Raw genomic sequence first — 24,421 nt, 5'->3', positions numbered from 1 at the left:
ACCTACTTTACATAATTCAATTGTCACTTATACTGTATCACATCTTGATATAAACAAAAAACGTCTGGAAAAACTATAATAATAGTTTTTCCAGACGTTTTTCTATCTCTCTTTATTAAGCCCTAATCTCTCAGTAAGTAAACGATGGTAGTAAATCGCGATAATTAACAAAATACCACCTACGCAGTAACCAGCTAAAATATCAGTTGGGTAATGTACATTTAAAATGACTCTACTTAATCCAATCGACAGAATTACTATCCCCATCAAAATCGTTGTGACACATTTCCCAGCTACGCTTTTCAAATTAGCAGCAATGATATAAGTAAGAAATCCAAATGTCATAATCGATAACATTGCATGTCCACTAGGAAAACTATACCCAAGTGCATCTAGCGCTTCATTTAATGACGGACGTTCTCTCTTTACAATCTCTTTTATCCCTTTATTCACAAGATGTGTTATTAAAATTCCCATTGGATATACAATCATCGCAGCATAATAACGCTTCTTCCAAAAAACAAGCAAACTTATAACGAGCGTAGCGACTATCCCAATTGCTGATCCCAATTTTGTAAAGTACGAGAAAAATGTAAGAGAACTTTCCGTTTGTAGCCCTCTTACTAATCCACGGACATATGTATCCATCACTGTAACGCCACCTGCATGTACGCGCCAAGCAACAATACCAAATACAGCAAATAACAAACCGATACACATTACCTCATACTGATGTAACTTCTTCTTCAAACGATTTCCTCCTACTATGAAAAAATGCGATTTCTACTTTAGAAACCGCATTTCCTTGCTTATTTACCTTTTGTTTTTAGCTCTGTCCAGTAACGATCATAGTCTTTTAACTTATCGTCTACATCAACAAGCCATTCTGTACGATCTAACTCTTCTTTCGTTAAGAAAATCATGTGATTATCACGGTATTCTTTACTATGAAGAGGATGAGCTTTTTCATTTGGATTACTGTAACCAATTGACTCGTAGTTTTTCACACTTACTTTTTCATCTAGTAAGTAGTTCATAAATTTCTCAGCAAGCTCTTTATGTTTTGCACCTTTTGGAATTGCTAACGTATCAGCCCAAATTGTGCCGCCTTCTTTTGGTACAACATATTCTACATCTTTATTATCTTTTGCGATAAATGCTGCATCTCCAGACCAAACTGTTCCGATCCAAGCATCTTCTGTAATGAATTTTTGTTTAATGTTATCTGTATCAAATGCTAATAAGTTTGGAAGCAGCTTCTTTAAATCATCTGCTGCTGTCTTTAATTGTGCATCGTCTTTCGTACTGTTTGAGAACCCGTGCTTCTTAAGACCCACTCCTAATACTTCACGAGAATCGTTCAGTAACGTTACATGTCCTTTATATTTCTCATTCCATAAGTCCGCCCAGCTTGTAGGTGCTTCTTTCACATACTTTTTATTATATGCAATCCCTGTTACACCCCAAGTGTACACTAAAGAATATTTATTCTCTGGATCAAACGCAGGTGTTTTAAAATTAGAAACCATATTTTCGATATTCGGGATATTCTTTTTATCTAACGGAGCTAATAAGTCCATTTTCGCCATTGTTTTAACCATGTAATCCGACGGCTGAATTAAGTCATACTTTGCGCCACCAGCTTGTAATTTCGCAAGCATTTCTTCATTACTTGCGTACTTGTCATAGTTAATTTTCACATTATACTTCTTTTCAAAATCTTTTAGCACTTGCTCATCAAAATTGTCAGCCCAACTATAAATATTTAATTCTTCTTTCTTTTCACCACAACCAGCAAGCACACCAGCAACAAGGCTAAAGCTAATTGCTGCGCCAGCTATTCTTTTCATTAATTTCATCGGTTTATTACCCCCTTGTACTTTCTATATCGTTCGTATTATAAAGGAAGGTGTCCTCCAGAGTTTTCTTCACCATCTGCACCTTTGTTCCGGAAGATTTCAGATAAAACCATTAATCCTACGATAGCAACAATTAAAATTGTAGAAAGAGCATTAATTTCTGGTGATACTCCGCGCTTAACCATACTGTAGATGTATAGTGGCAATGTTGTTGATCCTGGTCCTGATACGAAGAAACTAATTACAAAATCATCAATTGATAATGTGAATGTTAATAATGCTGCCGAAATAACTCCCGGTGCAATTGCTGGGAACGTTACATAACGAAACGTTTGCCAAGGCGTTGCTCCTAGATCATTTGCAGCTTCTTCTAAGTCACGTCCCATACTTGAAAGACGCGCAGCTAAAATAACAACAACAAACGAAATACTAAATGTAATATGTGCAATAATAATCGTTGTTTGTCCAAGTTCCATTCCTAACTGACTGAAAAGAATTAGTAAAGATAATCCCATTAAAATATCAGGAATTAAAATTGGTAAATATACAAGGCCATTAATAGCCCCTTCGAAACGATATTTATAACGATGCAAAGCAATTGCAAAGAATACACCAAGTACTGTTGTCACAATCGTTGTTATAACTGCAATCGTAATACTATTTACAAATGCATCAATAACATCTTGTTTTTGAAATAAATCTGTATACCAATGGAATGTAAAACCTTCCCACTCCGCATTAATGCGAGAGTCGTTGAAAGAATAGACCATTAAAACCATCATTGGAAAATACAAGAATAACAAAATCAACCAAGAATAAGAAACTAAAAACTTCTTCATCTTTGCCTATTCCCCTCCGTTCTCATTATATTTATATACTTTCGTTGCACGATAATATAAGTAAATTAACAGAACAGAGAATAGAACAACGATAATCGATAACGCAGATCCAAACGGCCAGTCACGTGCACCTAAGAATTGATTTTGAATAACGTTTCCGATTAATGCTACTTTCGATCCGCCCATCACGTCTGATACAACAAACATTCCGATAGAAGAAACGAATACTAAAATAGAACCAGTCGCAATTCCTGACATCGTCATCGGCACTGTTATATTCCAAAATGCCTTTATTGGTGTTGCTCCTAAATCATAAGCCGCTTCTAGCTTACGCTTATCCAGCTGCTCAATTGCTGCATACACTGGTAAAATCATAAATGGTAATAAAGAATAGACCATTCCGAGTATTACAGAAGGAGTATTATATAATAAATTTAACGGTTCACTAATAATGCCAAGCTTTAATAACAACGTATTCACAAGACCTTGTGAACGTAAAATAACAATCCATGCGTATGAACGAACAAGAAAGTTAATCCAAAACGGGATCGTTGCCAATAATAAAAGAATAGAGCGGTATTTGCGGTCAACAATTGTAATTGTATACGCAAACGGATAACCAATTAATAAACATATTACTGTTGTAATAACTGCGATCTTAACAGTTTCCCATAACGTTCCTAAGTACAATGGATCAAATACACGGGATATATTCTCCAGCGTAAATTGCATTTCTACTGTCCCGTAAGCTCCGCGCTGCATGAAGGCGAATCCTAATACGAATACGAGCGGGATTAGGAAGAAAATTAGCAGCCACGCGACTGTAGGTAGTGCGAGTAATTTCCCTTTTTTCAATTTAAGGTCACCTCGTCCTCTTGCTCCCAGCCTACATATACATTATCTCCAATGCTCCACTGCACTGCCTCTTCAGCAGTTTGATATGCCATTAGTAATTCTGATGTTTTCTCATCACGTACATAAAGCTTCTCCATATTTCCGACAAACTCAATATCTTCAATATGTCCAAGATGGTATTCTTTTAAAATTGGTTCTTCAACCGAACGTACTTTTACATTTTCAGGGCGAATTGCTACATAGCCTTCCCCGTTCTTCACAATATTATTTTCACCGATGAATGTCGCAACGAACAATGTTTTCGGCTTATTATAAATTTCTTTCGGCGTTCCGATTTGTTCGATATGTCCTTTATTCATAACGACAATACGATCGCTCATGCTCATTGCTTCTTCTTGATCGTGCGTTACGTATATGAACGTAATTCCTAAATTACGTTGTAAGTTTTTCAATTCACGTTGCAAGTCTTTTCGTAACTTAAAGTCAAGCGCTCCAAGTGGCTCATCTAATAGTAATACACGCGGATTATTTACAATCGCTCTTGCAATCGCAACACGCTGCTGTTGTCCACCAGAAAGCTTCGCAGGTTTACGATTACGGAACTCAAGTAACTGCGTTAAACGCATTGCCTCTTCAGCACGCTCTTTCTGCTCTGCTGCTGATACTTTCTGCATTTTCATACCAAAACAAATATTCTTCTCTACTGTCATATGTGGGAATAGTGCGTAATGTTGGAACACTAGGTTCATATGACGCTTATATGGCGGCAAATCGTTAATTCTTTCATCATCTAATAAAAGATTCCCTTTAGTTGGAGTTTCAAATCCTGCGATCATACGAAGTAAAGTCGTTTTCCCGCAGCCACTCGGCCCTAAAATTGTTAAAAACTCTCCCTCTTTAATATCTAAAGAAAGAGGTGGGATAATCACTTGATTTCCAAAATGTTTTTCAACTGCTTCAACTTTAATAATCTTTTTCATTTTCCCGTCCTATCTACCTTAAATTTTAAATTTTTATATTCATGAATAAATATTTATGTTCTATAGACTATTTTTTGTTTCGATCCAAACAAAAATGGTTATTTAACAAGCGTTCGTTTCTATTCTTTATGTAGTATGTTTGATTCATTTTCGCATGATACATAACGTCGAACAGAAAAACCCCTTCCATTGCGAAGGGGCTATTATCATACGGCTACGCCTACTGATAAACACCATCATCATTTTAACAACTTTCGTATGAATTTTAAAGCACTTTTTGTAGAAGAGTAACGAATTTTCATGTCGAATGCTGTAGATTGGGCTAAAATGCTTTTATAATGTGAAAAAGTCCGAAAACTTTCTTTCCCATGATAACCCCCTAATCCACTACTTCCAACACCCCCAAAAGGTAAATATGGCGTGGCAAGATGATAAACAACATCATTAATACAGCCTCCACCATATGAAATATTACTCGTCACTTTCTTTTGTACTTCTTTATCTTCAGAAAATACATATAACGCTAACGGCTTCGGATGTTGCTGGATTGTGCCAATTACATCTTCTATGTTGTCGTACTCTATGATTGGTAAAATCGGACCAAAAATTTCATCTTCCATAACAGTATCTTTCCATGTAATATCCGCTAGTACTGTCGGTTCAATATGTAATGTATCTTTCTTATAGTTTCCACCAATTACGACTTGACCATCTTGTAAAAATCCACATAATCGTTCAAAATGACGCTCACTTACAATACGCACATAATTTTCATTTTGCAAAGGTTCTTTACTATACTGCTCTATAATTTCATGTCGCAGTGCCTCAATTAGCTTTTCTTTCACGGAAGAATGCACATACATATAATCTGGCGCTACACACGTCTGCCCTGCATTTAAAAACTTACCCCAAACAATTCTTCTTGCTGTCATCTCTATCTTTGCATCTTTATGTACAATACAAGGACTTTTCCCGCCAAGTTCTAAAGTGAGCGGCGTCAACTGTTTCGCTGCTGCTTCCATTACAACTTTTCCAACGCCAACACTACCAGTAAAGAAAATATAATCAAATGGTTCCCTCAGCAAAGATGTACTCTCTTCAACGCCACCTTCTACTACCGCTACAAGCTCTTCTGGGAATAATTCATCTAACATTCTCTTAAGCACTTTTGAAACGCTTGGTGTTAACTCTGACGGCTTTAAAACGATTGTATTTCCAGCTGCCAGTGCTCCTACAAGTGGTGCAATTGCTAATTGAAAAGGATAGTTCCACGGTGCAATAATAAGCGTCACACCATACGGTTCTGGCACTACTTTTCCTTTTGATCCAAAATGAGTAAGTGCTGTTCGAACTCGTTTCGGTTTACTCCACGATGAAATATGTTTCAATTGAAAGGAAATTTCTTTTAATACATATCCAACTTCCGTTGTAAACGACTCGTGAACTGACTTATTTAAATCTAATTTCAATGCCTGAAATATTTCTTCTTCAAAACGCTGAATGCCTTCATAAAGCTTCTTCAAATTATTCTTTCGCATTTCGATGCTTCTCGTATGCCCTTTTAAAAAATATTCCTTTTGCCTACTTACAATAGAGGAAATACTCATTCACTCACCTTCTCCCACTATTTTTATCCAATTCTTTCATTATTTATATAGACTTCATATATAACAAATTTTTATTCTTAAGGTTACATTATATATGACTTTTTCAGCTATATAAAATTCATTGCTCACAAAAAAACTACCGAAAGAAAATCTCTCGGTAGTTTTACAGTATTAACGATATAAACGAACAGCACCTGCAGAATTATCATCAGCTTGTCCTACTACTTCAAACTTCAGACCAAGCTTCGGTAAAATACGTCCTGCATCTGGAATCTGTTGATTAATATACGTTTTAGAATCATCAAACTTCGGTACACCTGCTAAACCATCATACGTATACGTTCCACGCGTTGGAGATACAACTTTCCAAGCTGGCGTTTTATCGAATGAGAACGCCGCATCTGCGATTTGGAATCGTGTACTACTTTCCACTGTCGGTTTACCATTTAAAGTTCCTACAATTGCTTCTGGATGAGAATCAACTACACCTAGGAAACCGTGTCCTGGATGTACACCTACCCAGTTATCTGTGTAAGCTGAATCTGCATACCATACGACCATACCAGCGTTATATACTGGACCACGTGCAAATTTTAACGCGTTATCTGAACCAGCATAGTTTCTCCACTCAACATAGTAGTTATGGCTTTTCTTCTCTGTTCCGTTAGAAACAGCAAAACCATCTAATTTGAATTGTGGCGTACCTTCTGCGTCATCAGAGAATACTACTTTATCATCTACTGTTAATGAAGCATTATCAAGTAAGAAACCATTTAATGCTAAACCACCATCAGTAATGTAATCAAATGTTAATTTTACTTTCTTACCTTTGAACTGGCTTAAATCATATGATTTGTCAATCCATTTTCCATTTGTCGAATCTGCATTTCCACTATTTGCTTTCTCACCAAGTCTTTCAATTAACGTTTGTTGACCATCTTCCGTTACAGCGTGTACTTCAAGGAAATCATACTCTGCTTCAATTTCATATAATGATTTGAAGTCAAATTTTGCAGTCGTTGCATTTGTTAAATCGAACAGTGGTGTTTCCATCTTCGTATGAAGATCATCACCTTTTGTGCTGTAGTAATACTGTTTTCCGAATGCCGGCTCAATTGTTTTTATATCTTTGTCTGGTAAGTTAACACGAATCATACCTGGACGGTTAGATTTCGTAACACTTTGATCCAAATATGTCGCTAGACCGATACCTTTATTTAATTTCTCGTAATCTACTTCTACGATATTTGCCCAGTTACCGCCGATTGTTTTTTGGAAAAACTCTTTATTTTGTGGTGATAAGCTCGTTGGTGTTGTACCTGCAATTTTACCAGCCCAGCTTCCGCCACTCATGATAGACCAAGCTTGAATTGGCTCACCAGCACCGCTATATTGTGTATCATACTCATCTGGTAAACCTAAATCATGACCATATTCATGCGCGAATACACCAACTGCTCCATCCTCTGGTTCAATTGTGTAGTCGAACGCTGCCATCTTTCCACCCCAATATGGAACTTTCGCTTGTGTACCTTCAATTGCGAATGGCTTTGGTCCAACTGTCCAGCGATGTGACCAAATTGCATCATCACCTAATTTACCACCACCTGCTTCTTGTCCAACACCTGCATGAATAATCATTAAGTGATCAATTAAACCATCCGGTTGATTTTTATTTCCATCACCATTTACATCATATTGATCAAATTGATCAAACTCTGATAGATCAAGACCGCTATCTACAGCTGCTTTTAATGCATCTTTTACTAAATCACGTGGGCCTTTTGGTCCTTTATTATCATGACCGCCGCTAGCAGCATCTGCACCGTAATCAGCAGCTTTACCAGGAACTGTTAACCATTTTGTAACTGTTCCGTCCACTGTGTAACTACCACCAGATTGCTCTTCGTAATATTGTTTAAACGTTTCAATTTTACTTCCATCATCTAATGTAAACGGCTCGTTGCCGAATAACATTTTTTCATAATGTTCTTTATTAAAATCGTTAGAATACATATATCCAGGCTCTTTGTCGATATTATTATGTTTAAAGTCAGCGTACTCTACAAGTAAAACGAGTACTTTATCTTTACGTACATCACCGTTATAGTCTTTTTGTTTCGCTGGAGAAGTTGGTACTTTACCATTTAGACCGCCTTTAACTGGGCCTGTCGCTGCAGGTGTTCCTGTTGCAGGGTTATCTAATTTTTCTTTCGTGTCTGCTTTCGCATCTTTCACTTTCTTTAAAAAATCAGATGCTTCTTTCGTAAGTTGATCCCCATTCGGTACTTCTTTCCCAGGATTTTCACCCTTTTTGTTCTCTACATACTTTTCGACAGCTTTCTTTGTTTCTTTCTCTGAAGCTGACGAATCAATTACCCCACGTTTTTTTAGCGCATCTGCTAAACGTTCTTCCGGAATTAAGTGATCATCAACTGGGCTCGTAGCCGTTTTATTCGCAGGCGTTTCAGCATATGCAGATTGAGTGCCAGCCCCGAATGAAAGGCCTAATACAGCTGTTAAAGCGATTGATGACAAAACTTTGAACGGTTTCTTGTTCATCCCTTATTTCCTCCCCTAATAAATAATATGTATTACAAATTGAATTTTATTAAAAATTCAATATTTTTTCAATATTTAGTCATATTATGTAATATTTTTAATATATTTGTAAAAATTTCATAGTTAGCATACGAATATATCACAATTCAACAATGTTTTCTGAAAATATTGAAAGTTTTTATCGAACAATTTATAATTTCCATAGAGGGAGTTTAATGGGGATTTTATCTTTGTTTCATCTACACAATATTTGATAATTCACTATATAAAACACAAAATCCGATTGCATTATCATGTATTCTGTAGCAGCAATTATGACCGATAATTAGGGAGGAATTACATTTGTACAAAGATAAGACAGACGCACTGGATCAAGAATGGATTGATTTAATACTTGAAGCTCTAGATGCTGGTATCGCCATGCAAGACATCGAGCAATTTTTCCAACGTATGAAGCCATCCAGTCAGGCTCAATAGGTTTGTTCTTTTTAACGAAGTTTATGTTATAATAATGACATCATAAGACAACTACATATTGATAGAAAGGTGCGCAAATATGATTGGAGAACGTATAAAACGCCTTCGTTTACAAAAAGGGATTTCATTAACTGAACTTGCCGAAAAAGCTGGCGTTGCTAAATCTTACATTAGTTCTATAGAACGAAATTTACAAAAAAACCCTTCCATTCAGTTTCTTGAAAAGATCGCAGCAGTTCTACAAATTCCAGTTGATACTTTACTTCATGATGAAACAACAAAGGAAACTAACCTAGACTCCGAATGGACACAACTCGTTAAAGATGCAATGAACTCTGGTGTCTCCAAAGAACAATTTCGTGAATTTCTTGAATTTACAAAGTGGAAGCAAAATAATAAATAGAAAGAAGTGCTTACAAGTAGCACTTCTTTTTCTTTATAAAAAAAGCGGGGGATACCCGCTTTTTTATTATTTTTCTTCCCCAGCTTCTTGGTTAGCATTGAATGTCCATTCTAAATTCAATGTATCACCTTGGAAGATATTTTGATCTTTTCCATTATCTACAAATTCAAATTGTACCCATAGATAATCCTCTGTACCAGCTGCTAATCCACCCTTTTCTCCCCACTCAGGAGCAAAGATGTCTTTAGCTAAAAGATCTGGATCAACTTTTTGTAAGTCTGCTAAAGTTGTTTCGTATACAGGCTCACTTTGTTTATCCCAGTTCCAAAGGAATTTTACTTTAACGTGCTTACCAAAGTCTTCACCAGCATTATCACCTTTTGCATCTTTAACAGTATACTTTGTTGCTAATTTAACATCTTTAATAGTTAACGAACCGCTGTTTTGTAATAAGAACTCTTTCTTAACAGAATCCCCTGGTTTTAAATCTTTAATATCTACAAGCGTCTTAGGGTTTAATGTAAGGTCTAACGTCCCAGCTGCAAATGTATTGTTTGATACTTCTTTATCGCTAAAGAATGCAAATGTTCCTCCACCAATTAAAGCTAACCCCAATGCTGCTGATGCAACTCCCATACCTAATTTCTTTTTCAGACTCACAATCAATTCCCCCTAGCTTTTTTTTATATTTTTATCACTTATTTTTCAATAAGAGATGTAAAGAAAACTATATTAGCTTAGCTAATATGTGTTCTTTTTTAAAAACCTTATGTTCATTATAACGAACAACCCTATATAAACACAACACATATTTATTAATATTTTCAGTTATTTTTATTTCTCAATATTATTTAGACTTTTCAGAAAAAATGATGATAATTTATAACTTTTTTCACACTCAAATCATTTAATACTATAAGAAAAAAGAAAAACAAAGAGGTGAGGGCTAACGTTCCCTCACACTCGTATAAATATTACTAGTCTTGCTTATTCGTTCACTCTCTCTTACACCACATTCTTGTTTTCTAGCTGTTTCACTAAAGCAGTTCCTCCGCTTTCTTCTGCTCTTCTAGCTTTTTCTGTTCTTCCGCTTTCTTTTGCTCTTCTACTTTTTTCTGTTCTTCTACTTTCTTCTGTTCTTCTACTTTCTTCTGTTCTTCTACTTTTTTCTGTTCTTCGGCTTTCTTTTGTTCTTCGGCTTTCTTCTGTTCTTCTACTTTCTTTTGTCCTTCCGCTTCAATTGCAACGTTTAATTGTTGCTGAAGAGCCTGAATTTGCTCATCAATAGCTTTCAAGCTAATTTCTTTCTCAATATAGTCACGCTTCTCTTTGATACTGCGAAAGCCTTCATTTACATATATGGACACTTGCTGCATCGACTCATCTTTATTTACCTTTAATTCTTCTTGTATTTGATTGTAAGGAGCTTCTATTTCAGTATATACATTTTGCAGAGCTTCCTTCTCAGCAACAATTTTCTCACGCCCTTGTTGCCATACAGAAATCGCCTGTTTTATTTCTTCAATAGAAGTTGCTTTCGATTTCCCCTTCATCGTTCCATACTCACGCTCAATAAACTGTTTATGTTTCTCAGATTGCTCTTTTAACGTATTAACTGTTTTCGGAAATATAATTGCTGTAGAAAGCGTCGCTTCTACTTTCGTTTCATGAATGAACGCCGCTTCTGTATGCGTCATAATTTGAGATCCTAAATAAAACGTAATAGAACACATACACGGCAATATAAGCATCTTTTTAAAATTACGCGTTCTTTTCAGCATCTTAATCTCTCCCATCGAACATTACGTTCTTTATACAGAACGTTATCTATATTATAGTAAAGAACTATTAAAATTGATAGACAAATACTAGAAAAATAGAAAAAGGGCTATCCATGTGATAGCCCTTTTTATTATTATCTTTCTTCACCTGCTGTTTGTTGTGCATCAAACGTCCAATTTAATTGTAACTTATCGCCTTGGAATTGATTTTGATCTTTTCCATTATCAACGAACTCAAATTTCACTTTGAATTTATCAGATTTACCTGCTGAAATACCTTTTTCATCCCAGAACCAAGCCGATAAATCATTATCTACAGCTGTAAGTGTGTCACCTTTTAATTTATCTAAAGTAGTTTGTTTCACAATTGTCTCATGCTTATCTACATTTTTTAAGAATGTTACTTTAATATGTTTACCAAAATCATCTTTATTATCTTTCTTTACATCTTCTACATTATAATCTGTTTTCAGTAGAACCTTTTTAATATCTAAAGAGCCTTTATTTTCTAATTTAAATTCTTTTTCAATTGTATCCCCAGGCTTTAAATTCGATACGTTAACAACTGTTGATGGATTTAATGCTAAATCCAGTGTTCCAGCCGCAAATGTATTGTTTGACACTTCTTTATCACTGAAAAATGCAAATGTTCCTCCACCAACTAAAGCTGCTCCTAATACTGCTGATGTAATACCCATTCCTAATTTTTTCTTTAAAGTCATGTCCATATCCCCTTAATATATATTTGTTAACTTCCTAAACGGAAAGTATAACCAAACGAACTAGACGGATTGTTCTACTTTTTTATCTTTCTTTTCTCCGTCAATGCTACGAATAGCACCAAAAATAGAAATAGCGGAATAACCAAGCAAAAAGACTCCTGGAATAATAAGAAGTAATGCTGCTCCTGCTTTCGAATTCGCATAATTCAGTAAATAACCAACATATGGAACTGTAATATCTGCATACTTTCCAACTACATTTTCTGCAAGTACTGGCTCTAAATCTGGTCCGTTGTTGTTATCCCCTTTTGTTTCATACATTACTTTTCCATTTGTATCTTTCACACCGATAATACGGTGAGTGATAATTTTTTGATCTTTCTCTTTAAAGGTAATAACATCACCTTTTTGATATTTAGAACCATCTTTGTTTGGTTCTATTGCAATGATTGATCCTGTTAAAAACGTCGGCTCCATTGATCCTGAAAGAACGCTCTTAAATTGATATCCCATCACTGTCGGATCACCACCGCTTGCTTTTGAAGAAATAACTACAAAAGCTAAAAAAACCATCAATGCAAATAAAACAAATGAGATCGCGTTGCTAATTATCTTCCATATTAATTTCATCGTCTCTCTCCCTCTCCGTTGTTTTATATTATTTGAAGTATGCAATATCCATTTTGTTCTTTAACAAGAACACAAGTAAATGATATAACGAACTTCTAGTTATTGCAATAAGAAAATTTACAATTATTAGTTATTTAAGATATATAAAAAAGACTGTGCCAAAATTTTACACAGTCTTTTTATTAGTAATTTATTTACCTTCTGATTTCATTCCTTTTGTATTTCGGCGCAACACTACATATAAAATTGCTCCAAATAATACAATCGCACCTATCCCAACACTTATTACTTTCATATTTGAGTCTTTTACTTCAGGCATAGTTGTATCTTTTTTAGGTATCGCAAAAGTGACATCTTCTGTTGAAAGAACATTTACCGTCGCAATTGTTTGATTATTTTTCGTAATATCAACTGCACCAACTACCTCACCACGATGTATTCCTTTATGATATAAAGATTCTTTATCTAATGAAGCCGCCCGGAAAATAGTTTTCACATTTTTCCCTTCATCTTTCTTAAGCATAAGCTCTGCACTTTGTTCTAACTCAGAATTAACATCTTTATTTAAATATGTTGTTTTTTGATGCCAATTATGTTTATCGAGCACCATTTGCTTCGTAAATTGACCGAAAGAATATTCCGCCATCTGCTTCAAATCTTCATAAATTTCAGGTCTTTGAGAAGCCATTACTACGCTTATAATACGATTTCCATCTTTCTCATTTAATAAAACAAGTGTATTACGCGCTTCATTCGTAAACCCTGTTTTACCGCCAATGCTATATGGATTTTCAAAAAAATTAGATTTATTAAAAATAGACACCGTCTGCCTAGACGTCGTAACTGTCGTTCTTTTCGTATTCATCGCTTGTAAAATTTCAGGATACTTTTGCACACCCTTCGTAATCATAGCCATATCATACGGCGTTGTATAATGGTTCGGATCATGTAATCCATTCGGTGTTACAAAGTGGCTATCTTTCGCCCCTAATTGCTTCGCTTTCTCATTCATCATATTAGCAAAATTCTCAACACTCCCGCCAATCCGCTCCGCAATCGCATACGACACATCATTCGCACTCAGCACCATTAAAATCATAAGCGCAGTATTTCTATTAATTGTCTCTCCAGGTTGAAACTCAATTTGATAATTACTCTTCTCTTGATCTAATGCTAATTGTGAAAATGTAAATTGATCCTCTGGCTTTGTATGTTCCATGAGTAAAATCGCTGTTAACACCTTCGTCGTACTAGCAGGATATGCACGGTGATATGCGTTTTTGTCATACAAAACATCTCCTGTTTTTGCATCAATTGTCGTTGCAAACTGACTAAAAACATTCGGTCCTTCTGCAGGTGGTGGTGCAACTTGTTCTGGATTTACTCCAATATTCGTCTCAGCACGCAATGTCATAGGTGTCAACAAAAACAAACAAATAACTGTAATAAAAACCAAAATTCTCTTAAAATTTACCATATGACTCTCCCTTTTCCATTTACTCCTCTAACAAAATAATAAATCTACCAATCATATGTAATTTGTATTAAACTGGAAGAATTTTCACTATTTTTCACTATATCATATTTTTACGATAAAGAACATAAATATACAATAAAAATAAGAAGGAATTACTCTTTCTTATCCTTCTCATCAATCAACGAATCTATTAACTTTTGACTAGCTTCCTCGGGCGTAATCTCATCCGTTATCCCCATAAACGACCAACCTTTAGAATCGACCCACTCAACAAACTCTTGTAAAAATTCATCATGTGTAACATCTACATCAAGAATCGAACCATTAATCGAAATCGTTCTATTTTTAGACACGCGCATCTTGAACGTTTTTCTTACCATTACAACTTTTCTCCCTCTACTTCTGAATATTTATAAAGTGAAACTTTAATCAACCCTCACGAATCGGACTTTTACGGCCATCCCGACCCCAACCTAACTTCTTTGCTTTTGCTGAATTTCGAGGTAAGGGGTCTTACTGCCCGCAAATAGCGAGATAAAATAATCATGTATCTCTGTTATACATGATTTTCAGTAAATTGTAAAAAGGATATATTGGCCAATTTAAATAGCAAAAATAAAAATCTCTTACCTACGTAAACGTAATACGACATACAATCGCTCATAAATTATTAAATAAATCCATAAAAATATACACTTTAAAACATAATTGAGTAAGCCATTCTAGTCTTTTGGAAGATATTATCTAAAATAGATACTAAACGGATAAAGGATATTTGAATAAAGAAACTGAGGCCCTCTATTTAGCTGGATTCTTAAGTTGTAGACTTAAAGATTGATGCCGGAATTCATATTTAATTTCTATTTCTGTACATCATATCGTAAGAAAGAAGGTAGTACTGTGAAAACAACAGAAAATTTTACTGACAGGGCCGATATATATGCAAAATATCGCCCTAGTTATCCTAATGAATATATTGATTACTTGCTTTCAGCTAACCAACTGAAAGGGAATCGGATTGTGGCTGATATTGGTTCAGGTACGGGGATATTTAGCCACCAGCTGCTTGAAAGTGGTTTACATGTTATTGGAGTTGAGCCAAATGATGATATGAGAAAGATGGCTGAGCAATCGTTAAAACTATATTCTCGTTTTCAATCCATAAAAGCAACTGCTGAAAATACCACTTTAAAAGAAAATAGTGTAGATTTAGTAACTGTTGCCCAAGCATTTCATTGGTTTGATAAAGAGGCTTTCAAAATCGAATGCCAACGAATTTTAAAACAAAAAGCAAATGTTGCACTTGTTTGGAATAGTAGAGATTTAACTAGTCCACTTATTAAAGAGAATGCAGAAATTTGCCAGAAAACCTGTCCAAACTTTAAAGGCTTTAGCGGTGGAATAGATGAAACTCCAGAAGTATTTAACAACTTTTTTAAAGATGGAAAGTATGATTTTAAAGAATATCAAAATGATTTACTTTTTGATTATGAAGGGTTTTTGGGAAGGAATTTATCAGCATCTTATGCTCCGAAAGAAAATGACGAACAGTATAAAATTTTTATTTTTCTCCTATCAGAGCTATTCGAAAAATACAGTAAAGATGGAAAAATTATTCTCCCGAATTTAACACGAAGCTATCTAGGCAATGTATAAACAGCCTGATACACAGAGACTTTGAACGGAATTAAAACAAGCCTAACCCCTCCCTGAATGTAGAACGAGGTTAGGCTTGTTTTGCATTTTACCACATCAAATTCAAATGACTTTCGTACAATAAAGTAGAATATATTAGAAAACACCTTAAACTGAGGAGGAACTCAATGGCGCGTTGTACGTATTGTAAAACGAAATGGAAAGTAAAAGATGTATGGTCAATACTCGTGACATTTGAAAAAGATTGTCCGTATTGTTTTGGGAGGCAATATATGTCTAATGATACTTTTCATCAAGCTAACGCCGCTTTACCACTGTTATTTTTATGCCCTTTAATTGTTGATTTAAGCGATGAAAATCCTTTAGATAAATACCGGAAATAATATAACAGCTACATTCAAAAACTACTTTTCACTGAATTTTCTTCTTATCATTATCCCTTCATACATTACTAGCATAATCGGCTTATACTTTCCCTTTTGAAGATCCCGTAGCTCAGCAAGAAGAGTGTCCCCTGGACAAGGTTTATCAATTATGACTAAAAAAAGTAATATATGTATACTGTTAAGTATAAAAAATTAGCATTAGGTTCCAATCAAATATTAATTGAAACCCAACACTCCATTTAATCTGTAATCTAGAATACAAGCAGTGTTTTTTATTATGCATTTTTGCATACAGTATTATTTTCTCTTGTAAATAGATAATAATGTTATATAATAAAATCAATATTTTACCAATAAAAGGTAATAAGAAGTAGTGGAATAAGTAAATAACTAAAGCGTATTAACAGATTTGTTCTATGTAAATCATGATACATATATGGAATCAAAACTATGAAATTTTATGTAGTGATTAGATTACTACAAGATGAAAGATTCATAGCGAATACACTTAAGGAAAAAACGTTCCATTAGATTAATGTGATATCTATCGAACGAATTGAGAATATACTTAGGGGGAATTTCAAGTGAAAACATTTGGTAAAGTATTATTAACTGGCGCATTAGCTTTAGGCGGTTTAACGGTTATAAACATTGAAACACCAAAAGCACATGCTGACGAATGGGATGGTTGTCATTACATTTGTGGTCCTGGTGAAACGGTGAACGGTGTTACAGTTCAGGTACACTCTACACAAGTTACTTTTGGTAACAGCGTAATTGCAAGAATTACAAATGACCGAGCTGAAGAAATTCATTACAATGTCAGCCTTGAAAAGAAATATGGCGATAGATGGGGAGAATTTGAAACCAACTTCCGTTGGCAAAATCAATGGGTCCCAGCTGGAAGCAATGATGAAATTGCAACTTTCACAGGATATGGCGATGATATTTATGAGGATGGAACATATCGTTATAAAGTCGAAATAAAAGGCGCTGACGGTTCTATTGATACAATTTACACAGCAGGAATGACAGTTACAGGACGATAGCTTATGAACAAGCTCCATTATTTATGATTGTATTTTTGAAAATATCATTGATAATTGCGTTGATATTATTATTAAAATAAGCTCTTCGGGGCTTATTTTTTTATACAAAAATTAGAATATAAATATTCGGAAAATTACATCTTTACACCATTAAAGTTCGTTGCTATTATAGGAATACATCAAATGTTACAATACTCAACAAATTGTACAAATCCTCCGATTACACGAATGAAATGAAAATACATTGCTGATGGTAACATTTATAGTTGGGATCCCGTAGCTCAGCAGGGAGAGCGCCACCTTGACAGGGTGGAGGTCGTGAGTTCGAGCCTCTCCGGGGTCATATAAAAAAGAGACACCATATCAACCTTCTACGTGATATAGTGTCTCTTTTTTATCTCATTCAATTACTTCCCACCAAACATCTTCTCCAAAGACTTTGCATTGGCAAACAATACTTCTTTCAAGTTATCGTCAGCAACGATTTTATAGTCGCCATCTTTGTCTTTCTTTAAGTTCAATGTAACTTCGCGAGTTGCCATTGCTGCATCTTTATCCGTTAAGTTTTTGATGATAGTTGAGGTCATTGTTTTTTCGATTGCTTTTTCAGATTGTTCTTTGTCTTCACTAAATGCGCTAGCGAAGGCCATTGGCATAACTTCTCCCACTGCTTTTGTTACAGCAACGGATAGATCAGCAGATGTAATTTTCACTTTCACTTCTGCTTTGTCATCCTTTTTCGATACTTCTTCTAGCTTTTCAAATTTAAAGTTCTTTGTAATTGCACTTAGCATTGCTTTTGCCTCAGTATCATCTGTTTTTTCATTTAGTTTATTAAATTCCTTGTCACTCTCAACAAATGTACGAGCTTTTTCTATATCACCTTTTTGTATCGCTGTTAAAAATTCTTCTGTAGTATCTTTCGGATTTGCACACCCTGCTAAAACACCTGCTGTTAATCCTACTACCATCATTAATAGCAATAATTTCTTTATCTTTTGCACGCTCATTCTCCTCTTATCTTTTCTAGTAAGTCAGCATCATACAATATTATGAAACTGACATTACAAACATTTTTTAGTATAGCATTTATATGATTTGTTTTCTATTAATTCCCAAAAGATAAAGGGCCTTGCAGCATTCCTACAAGGCCCTCTTCTATCAATCTGTATCCGTAGCACAAATGAACCACATTTTCTGTTCCCTACTATCTAACACCATCCAAGTAACATCCCACGCAACATCGTAAAACCAATCTGTCCAAGGGCGATAGCTTTCGAACACTTTAATATCTTCGTATCGATCTTGGAACATATATTGACATACATTGACTGCTAATTGTTTTGCGATAACTGGTCGTTCCTTAAACCCTTCATATGCTCCGCCCCACAAAATTTGCGCAGCAATGCTACCATCAAGCATAACTGCCAGCTGCTCTTTAAAACGAAACTTATATTTGTCTGATGTATGTATTTTTAACTCTTCTAAGTTATTGATTATGTCTAAAGAGTTGAAGATTCTTCTAAAGAAGTGCTCATGTCCATCTTTCGAATGTGGTATTTCTTTAAAAAAATTTTCGTTATGCACTTTAAAACAGCTTATTATTGTTCCACCAATTAAGTTTTGTTCCTTAAACGTGTTTATAAGTTGCTCAACAGATGAGTCATTCGTGTCTATTTTTTCAAACGTTCCCTCTTTCCATCTCATAACGCCCACTACTCTCTATTAAAAATTTGTTTCTTCATTATAAATAGCAAAATAAAAACCAGCAACTTTAAGGTTGCTGGCTTAGCTCTTATTCATATTCGAAAAAACAATAACAACTGCTCCAAACAAATAATGCCCTACTACCATCCACATATTCCAATCAAAAATCATAAACGATAACCAAAGCGATATATTAATAGCAGTAAATAATAAATATAAAATGAAATCTCTCTTTCGCATTGCTCCTCTATTCATCAAAATGTAAACGGCACCGATAGGAGGAAAAGACAAATATTTTTCTTAACGAACACGAATACTAAATTACTGTCTACAAAAGATTCTCCTTTTCATCACAATACCTGCTTCGACATCGGCCTCACTACCCTATATTCATCACTATAAGCTTCCTTTATGATTAAAGGCGGATATTCACTTTTTTCTTCCTCAATCATTGTAAATACTTCTGTTTTCTCTTGTAATGTATTAGATTCTCTATTTTTAGTAGGTTTTTTACTTGTTTTAATTTCCCTTGTTACTTCGCCAAGTTTTCGCCCAACTTCTTCTACTTTGGCAGGTTCATTCGTAACATAATATTCTTGTTCGTCCCATACTAATATAGGTGGCACTTGTTCTCTTTTGTTACATATTATATAAGTAGTACTAGCTACAAGTAGTAGACAAGTTAATAAATAGAAGATAGTTTTTTTATTCATATACTACACTCCTTATCTATCATTTCATTGGATTATATAATATAAGTTATTTATAGTAAATGGATTTAATGGTATTTTTTAGGTTGAATAATAAAAAAAAACCTTACCGAAGTAAGGTTCCGTTTTTACATTCTATAGTGACTGACTTATTAAAACAATCATTACAATAATCGCTATAAGCATAACAACTAAACAGGCGATTAATTTATAAAATCCTCGTTTCGTTAACGTCCCGCCTTGAACGTCTTTACGAATAAATAAGAATACGGCTAAAAATAATACAAGCCCAATGCCAAAAGCATACATCATTTGCATATGTTAATCTTCCTTTCTCTCTTCCATCTTAATATCTTTTTGATAAAACAACAAATGAGATAAAAACTGTACTCATTGTAAGTGCCATAAGTATATTTAATAATTCAGTAGCAGATAGTGTAAGTATTTTTAAGTTTAAGCCGATAGAGAAAAGAAGATAATATGCCGTTAACGCAAAAAAGGTTACAAACATTCCTTTATAACGAATAAGTTTCATTCGCTCATCTTTTTCTTTAAATTGCGGGTGCAAGTAGCTTAGACAGAAACTCATAATCATCATCCCAAGCAATGGATACGTTATGGCTGGCGGTGCAGAATGCGTCATTATACCTGTTAATATCATAAATCCACTCATAAATAGAAAAATAATCCCCATAATTACAAAGTACTTTTGTGAATAATTCATCCCTATTCCCCCTCTTCTTTTCCTTCATAAATAAATACATGTTCTATCGTTGTCTGAAATGTTTTCGCTATTTCAAATGCTAGCGGAAGTGATGGATCGTATTTCCCTTTTTCAATTGAGATAATGGTTTGTCTGGAAACTCCAAGTTTCTCAGCCAACTTTTCTTGAGATAGTCCAAATTTTTTTCGGTATTCGACCATTTTATTTTCCAAGGAAATTTCTCCCTCCTTCCATATACCGAGTATATATGTAAAGGAAACTTTACATCAAGTTCCCTTTACATATATTTTGATTATTATTCACGCTATTTATATAGAAGAAACTTTTTTCAATTTCAGCACGTCTATTTTGAAGCGAAACACGGAACACTGTAAATAACTGTTACTATATCTCCTCACTTCTTTTTTTAAAATTTAATATCTCCATATTTGTTTTATCCTTTTAAAATATTTCATTTATTTCTTTATTTCACGAAATACGTTATTTGTTTTACGGTGTTTTTCGTCATATTTATAGAAACTAACTGTTTATGGAGCATTTTTTATGTTTAGCAACTTTTTTTGTAGAAATCCTTCACTTTCCTTTCAATATTTAACACTATCTAAATAAAGTTTACGATAAATTCATAATTTTTTATTTTTTATACTATATTCCGTTATATTGTTGTATAATATCTATGAAAGCGCTTATTATTTCAATATACATAATTCAAACTGATTTTATCGAAACATTCTAACTATTATACCTATATTTAAATGCAACAATTATAGCTATTAGTATAGGCATACCAAATATATCCACCCCATTTTTCTGTAAAATTACTTTATAACATGAAAGATTAACTTGGGTGATAAGTTATTGTGAATGTTTTTTTACAAAACAGATAAGTAATAGTGTTTGGTATTATGTAAATTATTGTAATAACATAAGAGTAAAGAAAACATTTACATTGATTATTGATTCATTACTTATTGAAAAAGAGCAAAATGCACCTTTGTATGGAAAAGGATTATATGCATTGGGAGGTTTAAACAAATGACGAGGAAGAATACAACGACAAACCCTTGGGCCAAGTTCCACGGTCCGAACCTTGGTTATGTTATTGAACAGTATGATCTTTACGTAACTGGAGCAGGTTCTGTTGATCCGGAATTACAAGAGCTTTTTGAAATTTTTGGAGCTCCTTCGTTTCAAGATGATGTCGTAACAGGGGACAACACAGCAACACATTTTTCTCCTCAAAACACAGGTAACATTGAAAAAATTCTTAAAGTCGTTCAACTAGTTGAGCAGATTCGTTCTTTCGGGCACACGTTGGCTCACATCAACCCGATGGAAGATGCTGCAAATGGACAATCTCTTCTTGAGAAAGCAATGAGCGAACTGAGCGATGCTGACTTGAAAGCGATTCCAGCAAAAACAGTATGGCAAGATGCACCAGAAGGTATTCACACTGCACTTGATGTAATTCATAGATTAAAAGACGTTTATACAAAATCTTTAGCTTATGAATTTTCTCATATACAAGATAGTGAAGAACGCGCGTGGTTGCATCAAATGGTGGAATCAAATTCATTGCGTCAACCACTATCAAATAAAAAACGAACTGCTCTTTTAAAACGTTTAACAGCTGTTGAAGGTTTCGAGCAATTCTTGCATAAAACATTCGTTGGGCAAAAACGGTTCTCTATCGAGGGCGTTGATATGCTTGTACCTGTTTTAGATGAAATTGTTCTAGAAGGTGCTAAAAACGGCGTTGAGGATGTCATGATTGGTATGGCTCACCGCGGTCGCCTAAGCGTACTTGCTCACGTATTAGAAAAACCATATAGCCACATGTTTGCTGAGTTCAAACATGCAAAAATAGAAGGCGCAGTGGCTAATTCTGGCTGGACTGGCGATGTGAAATACCACCTAGGTAGAGAACAAGTCGTTAGTAACGAAGAAGTTAGCACTCGCGTGACATTAGCAAATAACCCGAGTCATCTTGAGTTCGTGAATCCTGTAGTAGAAGGTTTCGCACGTGCTGCTCAAGAGAATCGTAAAAAATCTGGTCTTCCAGATCAAGATACTTCAAAATCATTCGTAATTTTAGTTCATGGTGATGCTGCATTCCCTGGTCAAGGTATTGTATCTGAGACACTCAACTTAAGTAGATTGAACGCGTATCAAACAGGCGGAACGATTCATGTTATCGCAAACAATGCAGTTGGTTTTACAACTGATAGCTATGATTCTCGTTCTACGAAATATTCTAGTGACCTTGCAAAAGGTTTCGATATTCCGATTGTTCACGTGAACGCTGATGATCCGGAAGCTTGTCTTGCAGCTGCTAACCTTGCAATTCAATATCGCATGTTGTTCAAAAAAGATTTCTTAATCGATTTAATTGGTTACCGCCGCTACGGTCATAACGAAATGGATGATCCAGCAGTTACGCAACCACAAGTGTACAAAAAAATTAAAAACCATCCAACTGTAAGAGCAATTTATGCAGATCAATTACAAGCTGCTGGTGTTCTAAATGCAGATGAGGTTGAAACAATTACACAGTTTACACAAGAACAATTAAAATCCGACTATGCACAAGTACCACCAGCTGATACGAGCGATGCAACAATTCACGTTAAAGTGCCAGATGTTGTTGCAAAAGGTATTCAGTCAATTGATACTGGTGTTGAGATTGACTCACTTCGTGCAATTAATGAAGGTCTACTATCTTGGCCGGAAGGATTTAACGTATATCCGAAAGTGAAGAAAATTCTTGAGCGCCGTAAAGATGCTCTTGAAGAAAATGGTAAAATTGAATGGGCACTTGCTGAATCGTTAGCATTCGCTTCTATTTTACAAGAAGGTACGCCAATTCGTTTAACTGGTCAAGATTCACAGCGTGGTACATTCGCACACCGTCATATCGTATTACACGATACTGATACAAACGAAACATATTCACCATTGCATCGCTTACCAAACATTAATGCATCGTTCTCTGTTCATAACAGTCCGTTATCAGAGGCTGCTGTTGTTGGTTACGAATATGGTTATAACGTATTCGCTCCAGAAACTCTTGTTATGTGGGAAGCGCAATATGGTGACTTCTCAAATACTGCGCAAGCATTATTTGATCAATATGTTTCAGCTGGAAGAGCAAAATGGGGTCAAAAATCTGGCTTAGTTCTTCTATTACCACACGGTTATGAAGGTCAAGGACCAGAGCACTCTAGTGCACGTCCAGAGCGTTTCTTACAGTTAGCTGCTGAGAATAACTGGACAGTTGCAAACTTAACGAGTGCGGCACAATACTTCCATATCCTGCGTCGTCAAGCATCTATCTTAGGAACAGAAGCTGTTCGACCATTAGTATTGATGACGCCGAAGAGTTTATTACGTCACCCACTTACGCTTTCAACTGCTAGTCAGTTAAGCGAAGGACGTTTCCAACCTGCTTTAGAACAAGAAAACCTTGGCATGAAACCAAATAAAGTAAAACGTCTTGTTTTAAGCACAGGTAAAATGGCGATTGACTTAGCAGCAGAAATCGAGTCTGGTAAACATGAGTACAACTTAGACGAAGTTCATGTCGTTCGTATTGAGCAATTGTACCCATTCCCTGCTGAGAAAGTTCAATCTATTATTAAACGCTTTAAAAACTTAGAAGAAATCATTTGGGTTCAAGAAGAACCTCGTAATATGGGTGCATGGCATTACATGGCTCCAATTCTGTTCGAACTTGCTGGAGATAAAGTGAAAACAGGCTACATTGGACGTCCTGATCGCTCTAGTCCATCTGGCGGCGATCCATTCGCTCACAAAGCTGAGCAAGAGCTAATTGTTGCACATGCTTTAGATGTGAAGTATAACTTCCGTCAAGATAAACAAGAAATTGAAGTTTACAGCAACTAAAAAGTAACAATGAAGGTTTCTAGCTTGTTCCTTGGGCAGATATTCTGCCCAAGGCCAGGCTAACAAATGGAGATTACCGAAGACAAAAGAAGAA

26 protein-coding genes and 1 tRNA gene are annotated in these 24,421 nt (G+C 35.1%); 7 read left to right on the top strand and 20 right to left on the bottom strand.

The genetic code is table 11. The features are described from left to right. Positions 1-102: 102 nt before the first annotated feature. The 7 genes from V7S45_RS06345 to inhA1 form a co-directional block, all read right to left on the bottom strand. Entirely contained in the window at positions 103-750 is a 648-nt protein-coding gene (locus V7S45_RS06345; protein ID WP_000727792.1) for a phosphatase PAP2 family protein, read from the bottom strand. A 59-nt stretch (positions 751-809) separates the two neighbouring features. Further along, on the bottom strand, positions 810-1,859 hold the full coding sequence (gene potD, locus V7S45_RS06340; RefSeq protein ID WP_000772485.1) for a spermidine/putrescine ABC transporter substrate-binding protein PotD: 1,050 nt from the start codon (positions 1,857-1,859) through the stop codon (positions 810-812). 38 nt (positions 1,860-1,897) lie between these two features. Next, positions 1,898-2,698, bottom strand: coding sequence for a spermidine/putrescine ABC transporter permease PotC (gene potC / locus V7S45_RS06335; protein WP_000714192.1), 801 nt, complete (start codon positions 2,696-2,698; stop codon positions 1,898-1,900). Between the two features lie 6 nt (positions 2,699-2,704). Further along, positions 2,705-3,553, bottom strand: a complete 849-nt coding sequence (gene potB, locus V7S45_RS06330) for a spermidine/putrescine ABC transporter permease PotB (protein WP_000715500.1) — start codon at positions 3,551-3,553, stop codon at positions 2,705-2,707. Continuing rightward, complete coding sequence (potA, locus tag V7S45_RS06325) at positions 3,550-4,533, bottom strand: spermidine/putrescine ABC transporter ATP-binding protein PotA (RefSeq protein WP_000720334.1); 984 nt, start codon at positions 4,531-4,533, stop codon at positions 3,550-3,552. The genes potB and potA overlap by 4 nt, the downstream gene beginning before the upstream one ends. 239 nt (positions 4,534-4,772) lie before the next feature. After that, on the bottom strand, positions 4,773-6,140 hold the full coding sequence (locus V7S45_RS06320) for an aldehyde dehydrogenase (RefSeq protein ID WP_000028378.1): 1,368 nt from the start codon (positions 6,138-6,140) through the stop codon (positions 4,773-4,775). Positions 6,141-6,311: 171 nt separating this feature from the next. Next, positions 6,312-8,702 carry a M6 family metalloprotease immune inhibitor InhA1 gene (inhA1, locus tag V7S45_RS06315; protein WP_001035936.1) on the bottom strand — a complete coding sequence of 797 codons (2,391 nt, stop codon included), beginning with the start codon at positions 8,700-8,702 and terminating at the stop codon, positions 6,312-6,314. A 342-nt stretch (positions 8,703-9,044) separates the two neighbouring features. On the opposite strand from inhA1, the gene V7S45_RS06310 reads away from it, so the two are divergent. Both V7S45_RS06310 and V7S45_RS06305 read left to right on the top strand, forming a co-directional pair. Next, positions 9,045-9,179, top strand: a complete 135-nt coding sequence (locus V7S45_RS06310) for an anti-repressor SinI family protein (RefSeq protein WP_000276219.1) — start codon at positions 9,045-9,047, stop codon at positions 9,177-9,179. Between the two features lie 79 nt (positions 9,180-9,258). Then, on the top strand, positions 9,259-9,582 hold the full coding sequence (locus V7S45_RS06305; RefSeq protein ID WP_000578884.1) for a helix-turn-helix domain-containing protein: 324 nt from the start codon (positions 9,259-9,261) through the stop codon (positions 9,580-9,582). Positions 9,583-9,648: 66 nt separating this feature from the next. Here the strand turns inward: V7S45_RS06305 and calY are convergent, their stop codons facing one another. From calY to V7S45_RS06275, 6 genes are all read right to left on the bottom strand, one after another. Next, entirely contained in the window at positions 9,649-10,242 is a 594-nt protein-coding gene (calY, locus tag V7S45_RS06300; RefSeq protein ID WP_000053714.1) for a biofilm matrix protein CalY, read from the bottom strand. 377 nt (positions 10,243-10,619) lie between these two features. Next, positions 10,620-11,378: a DUF4047 domain-containing protein gene (locus tag V7S45_RS06295; protein ID WP_089607290.1), complete on the bottom strand. Its 759-nt coding sequence runs from the start codon at positions 11,376-11,378 to the stop codon at positions 10,620-10,622. A 119-nt stretch (positions 11,379-11,497) separates the two neighbouring features. Next, complete coding sequence (locus V7S45_RS06290) at positions 11,498-12,085, bottom strand: CalY family protein (RefSeq protein ID WP_000172852.1); 588 nt, start codon at positions 12,083-12,085, stop codon at positions 11,498-11,500. 60 nt (positions 12,086-12,145) lie between these two features. After that, complete coding sequence (locus V7S45_RS06285) at positions 12,146-12,715, bottom strand: signal peptidase I (protein WP_000767792.1); 570 nt, start codon at positions 12,713-12,715, stop codon at positions 12,146-12,148. A 190-nt stretch (positions 12,716-12,905) separates the two neighbouring features. After that, positions 12,906-14,192: a D-alanyl-D-alanine carboxypeptidase family protein gene (locus V7S45_RS06280; protein ID WP_025690099.1), complete on the bottom strand. Its 1,287-nt coding sequence runs from the start codon at positions 14,190-14,192 to the stop codon at positions 12,906-12,908. A gap of 152 nt (positions 14,193-14,344) precedes the next feature. Continuing rightward, positions 14,345-14,572 (bottom strand): hypothetical protein, encoded by a 228-nt coding sequence (locus V7S45_RS06275; RefSeq protein WP_000251856.1) that lies wholly within the window; start codon positions 14,570-14,572, stop codon positions 14,345-14,347. Between the two features lie 520 nt (positions 14,573-15,092). Here V7S45_RS06275 and V7S45_RS06270 point away from each other — a divergent pair. The 4 genes from V7S45_RS06270 (at position 15,093) to V7S45_RS06255 (ending at position 17,626) form a co-directional block, all read left to right on the top strand. Further along, on the top strand, positions 15,093-15,848 hold the full coding sequence (locus V7S45_RS06270; RefSeq protein WP_025690101.1) for a class I SAM-dependent methyltransferase: 756 nt from the start codon (positions 15,093-15,095) through the stop codon (positions 15,846-15,848). 167 nt (positions 15,849-16,015) lie between these two features. Continuing rightward, complete coding sequence (locus V7S45_RS06265; RefSeq protein ID WP_000090222.1) at positions 16,016-16,231, top strand: hypothetical protein; 216 nt, start codon at positions 16,016-16,018, stop codon at positions 16,229-16,231. Between the two features lie 587 nt (positions 16,232-16,818). After that, positions 16,819-17,283 carry a hypothetical protein gene (locus tag V7S45_RS06260; RefSeq protein ID WP_025690103.1) on the top strand — a complete coding sequence of 155 codons (465 nt, stop codon included), beginning with the start codon at positions 16,819-16,821 and terminating at the stop codon, positions 17,281-17,283. Positions 17,284-17,553: 270 nt separating this feature from the next. After that, positions 17,554-17,626: transfer RNA gene (locus tag V7S45_RS06255), tRNA-Val, on the top strand. Between the two features lie 64 nt (positions 17,627-17,690). Here V7S45_RS06255 and V7S45_RS06250 read toward each other — a convergent pair. From V7S45_RS06250 to V7S45_RS06220, 7 genes are all read right to left on the bottom strand, one after another. Then, positions 17,691-18,287, bottom strand: coding sequence for a hypothetical protein (locus V7S45_RS06250; RefSeq protein WP_025690104.1), 597 nt, complete (start codon positions 18,285-18,287; stop codon positions 17,691-17,693). A gap of 157 nt (positions 18,288-18,444) precedes the next feature. Further along, complete coding sequence (locus V7S45_RS06245; RefSeq protein WP_001267333.1) at positions 18,445-18,990, bottom strand: hypothetical protein; 546 nt, start codon at positions 18,988-18,990, stop codon at positions 18,445-18,447. An 81-nt stretch (positions 18,991-19,071) separates the two neighbouring features. Next, a complete protein-coding gene (locus V7S45_RS06240) occupies positions 19,072-19,230 on the bottom strand; it encodes a hypothetical protein (RefSeq protein WP_179206952.1) in 159 nt (52 codons plus the stop codon). 110 nt (positions 19,231-19,340) lie between these two features. Continuing rightward, the gene (locus tag V7S45_RS06235; RefSeq protein ID WP_001036583.1) at positions 19,341-19,703 is read right to left on the bottom strand and encodes a hypothetical protein; all 363 of its coding nucleotides are present in this window, start codon (positions 19,701-19,703) and stop codon (positions 19,341-19,343) included. Positions 19,704-19,835: 132 nt separating this feature from the next. Further along, positions 19,836-20,018: a DUF3976 domain-containing protein gene (locus V7S45_RS06230; RefSeq protein ID WP_001178291.1), complete on the bottom strand. Its 183-nt coding sequence runs from the start codon at positions 20,016-20,018 to the stop codon at positions 19,836-19,838. A 28-nt stretch (positions 20,019-20,046) separates the two neighbouring features. After that, positions 20,047-20,424, bottom strand: coding sequence for a hypothetical protein (locus V7S45_RS06225; RefSeq protein ID WP_001109902.1), 378 nt, complete (start codon positions 20,422-20,424; stop codon positions 20,047-20,049). Between the two features lie 2 nt (positions 20,425-20,426). Beyond that, a complete protein-coding gene (locus V7S45_RS06220) occupies positions 20,427-20,636 on the bottom strand; it encodes a helix-turn-helix transcriptional regulator (RefSeq protein ID WP_000428506.1) in 210 nt (69 codons plus the stop codon). 823 nt (positions 20,637-21,459) lie between these two features. On the opposite strand from V7S45_RS06220, the gene odhA reads away from it, so the two are divergent. After that, positions 21,460-24,327, top strand: a complete 2,868-nt coding sequence (odhA, locus tag V7S45_RS06215) for a 2-oxoglutarate dehydrogenase E1 component (RefSeq protein ID WP_000197161.1) — start codon at positions 21,460-21,462, stop codon at positions 24,325-24,327. The last annotated feature ends 94 nt before the right edge of the window (positions 24,328-24,421 follow it).

Origin of the sequence: Bacillus sp. BR3(2024) (assembly GCF_039134555.1) — a bacterium.
Taxonomy (GTDB): domain Bacteria; phylum Bacillota; class Bacilli; order Bacillales; family Bacillaceae_G; genus Bacillus_A; species Bacillus_A cereus.
The sequence above is the reverse complement of the archived record's forward strand: the minus strand, read 5'-3'. Positions and strand labels throughout refer to the sequence as shown.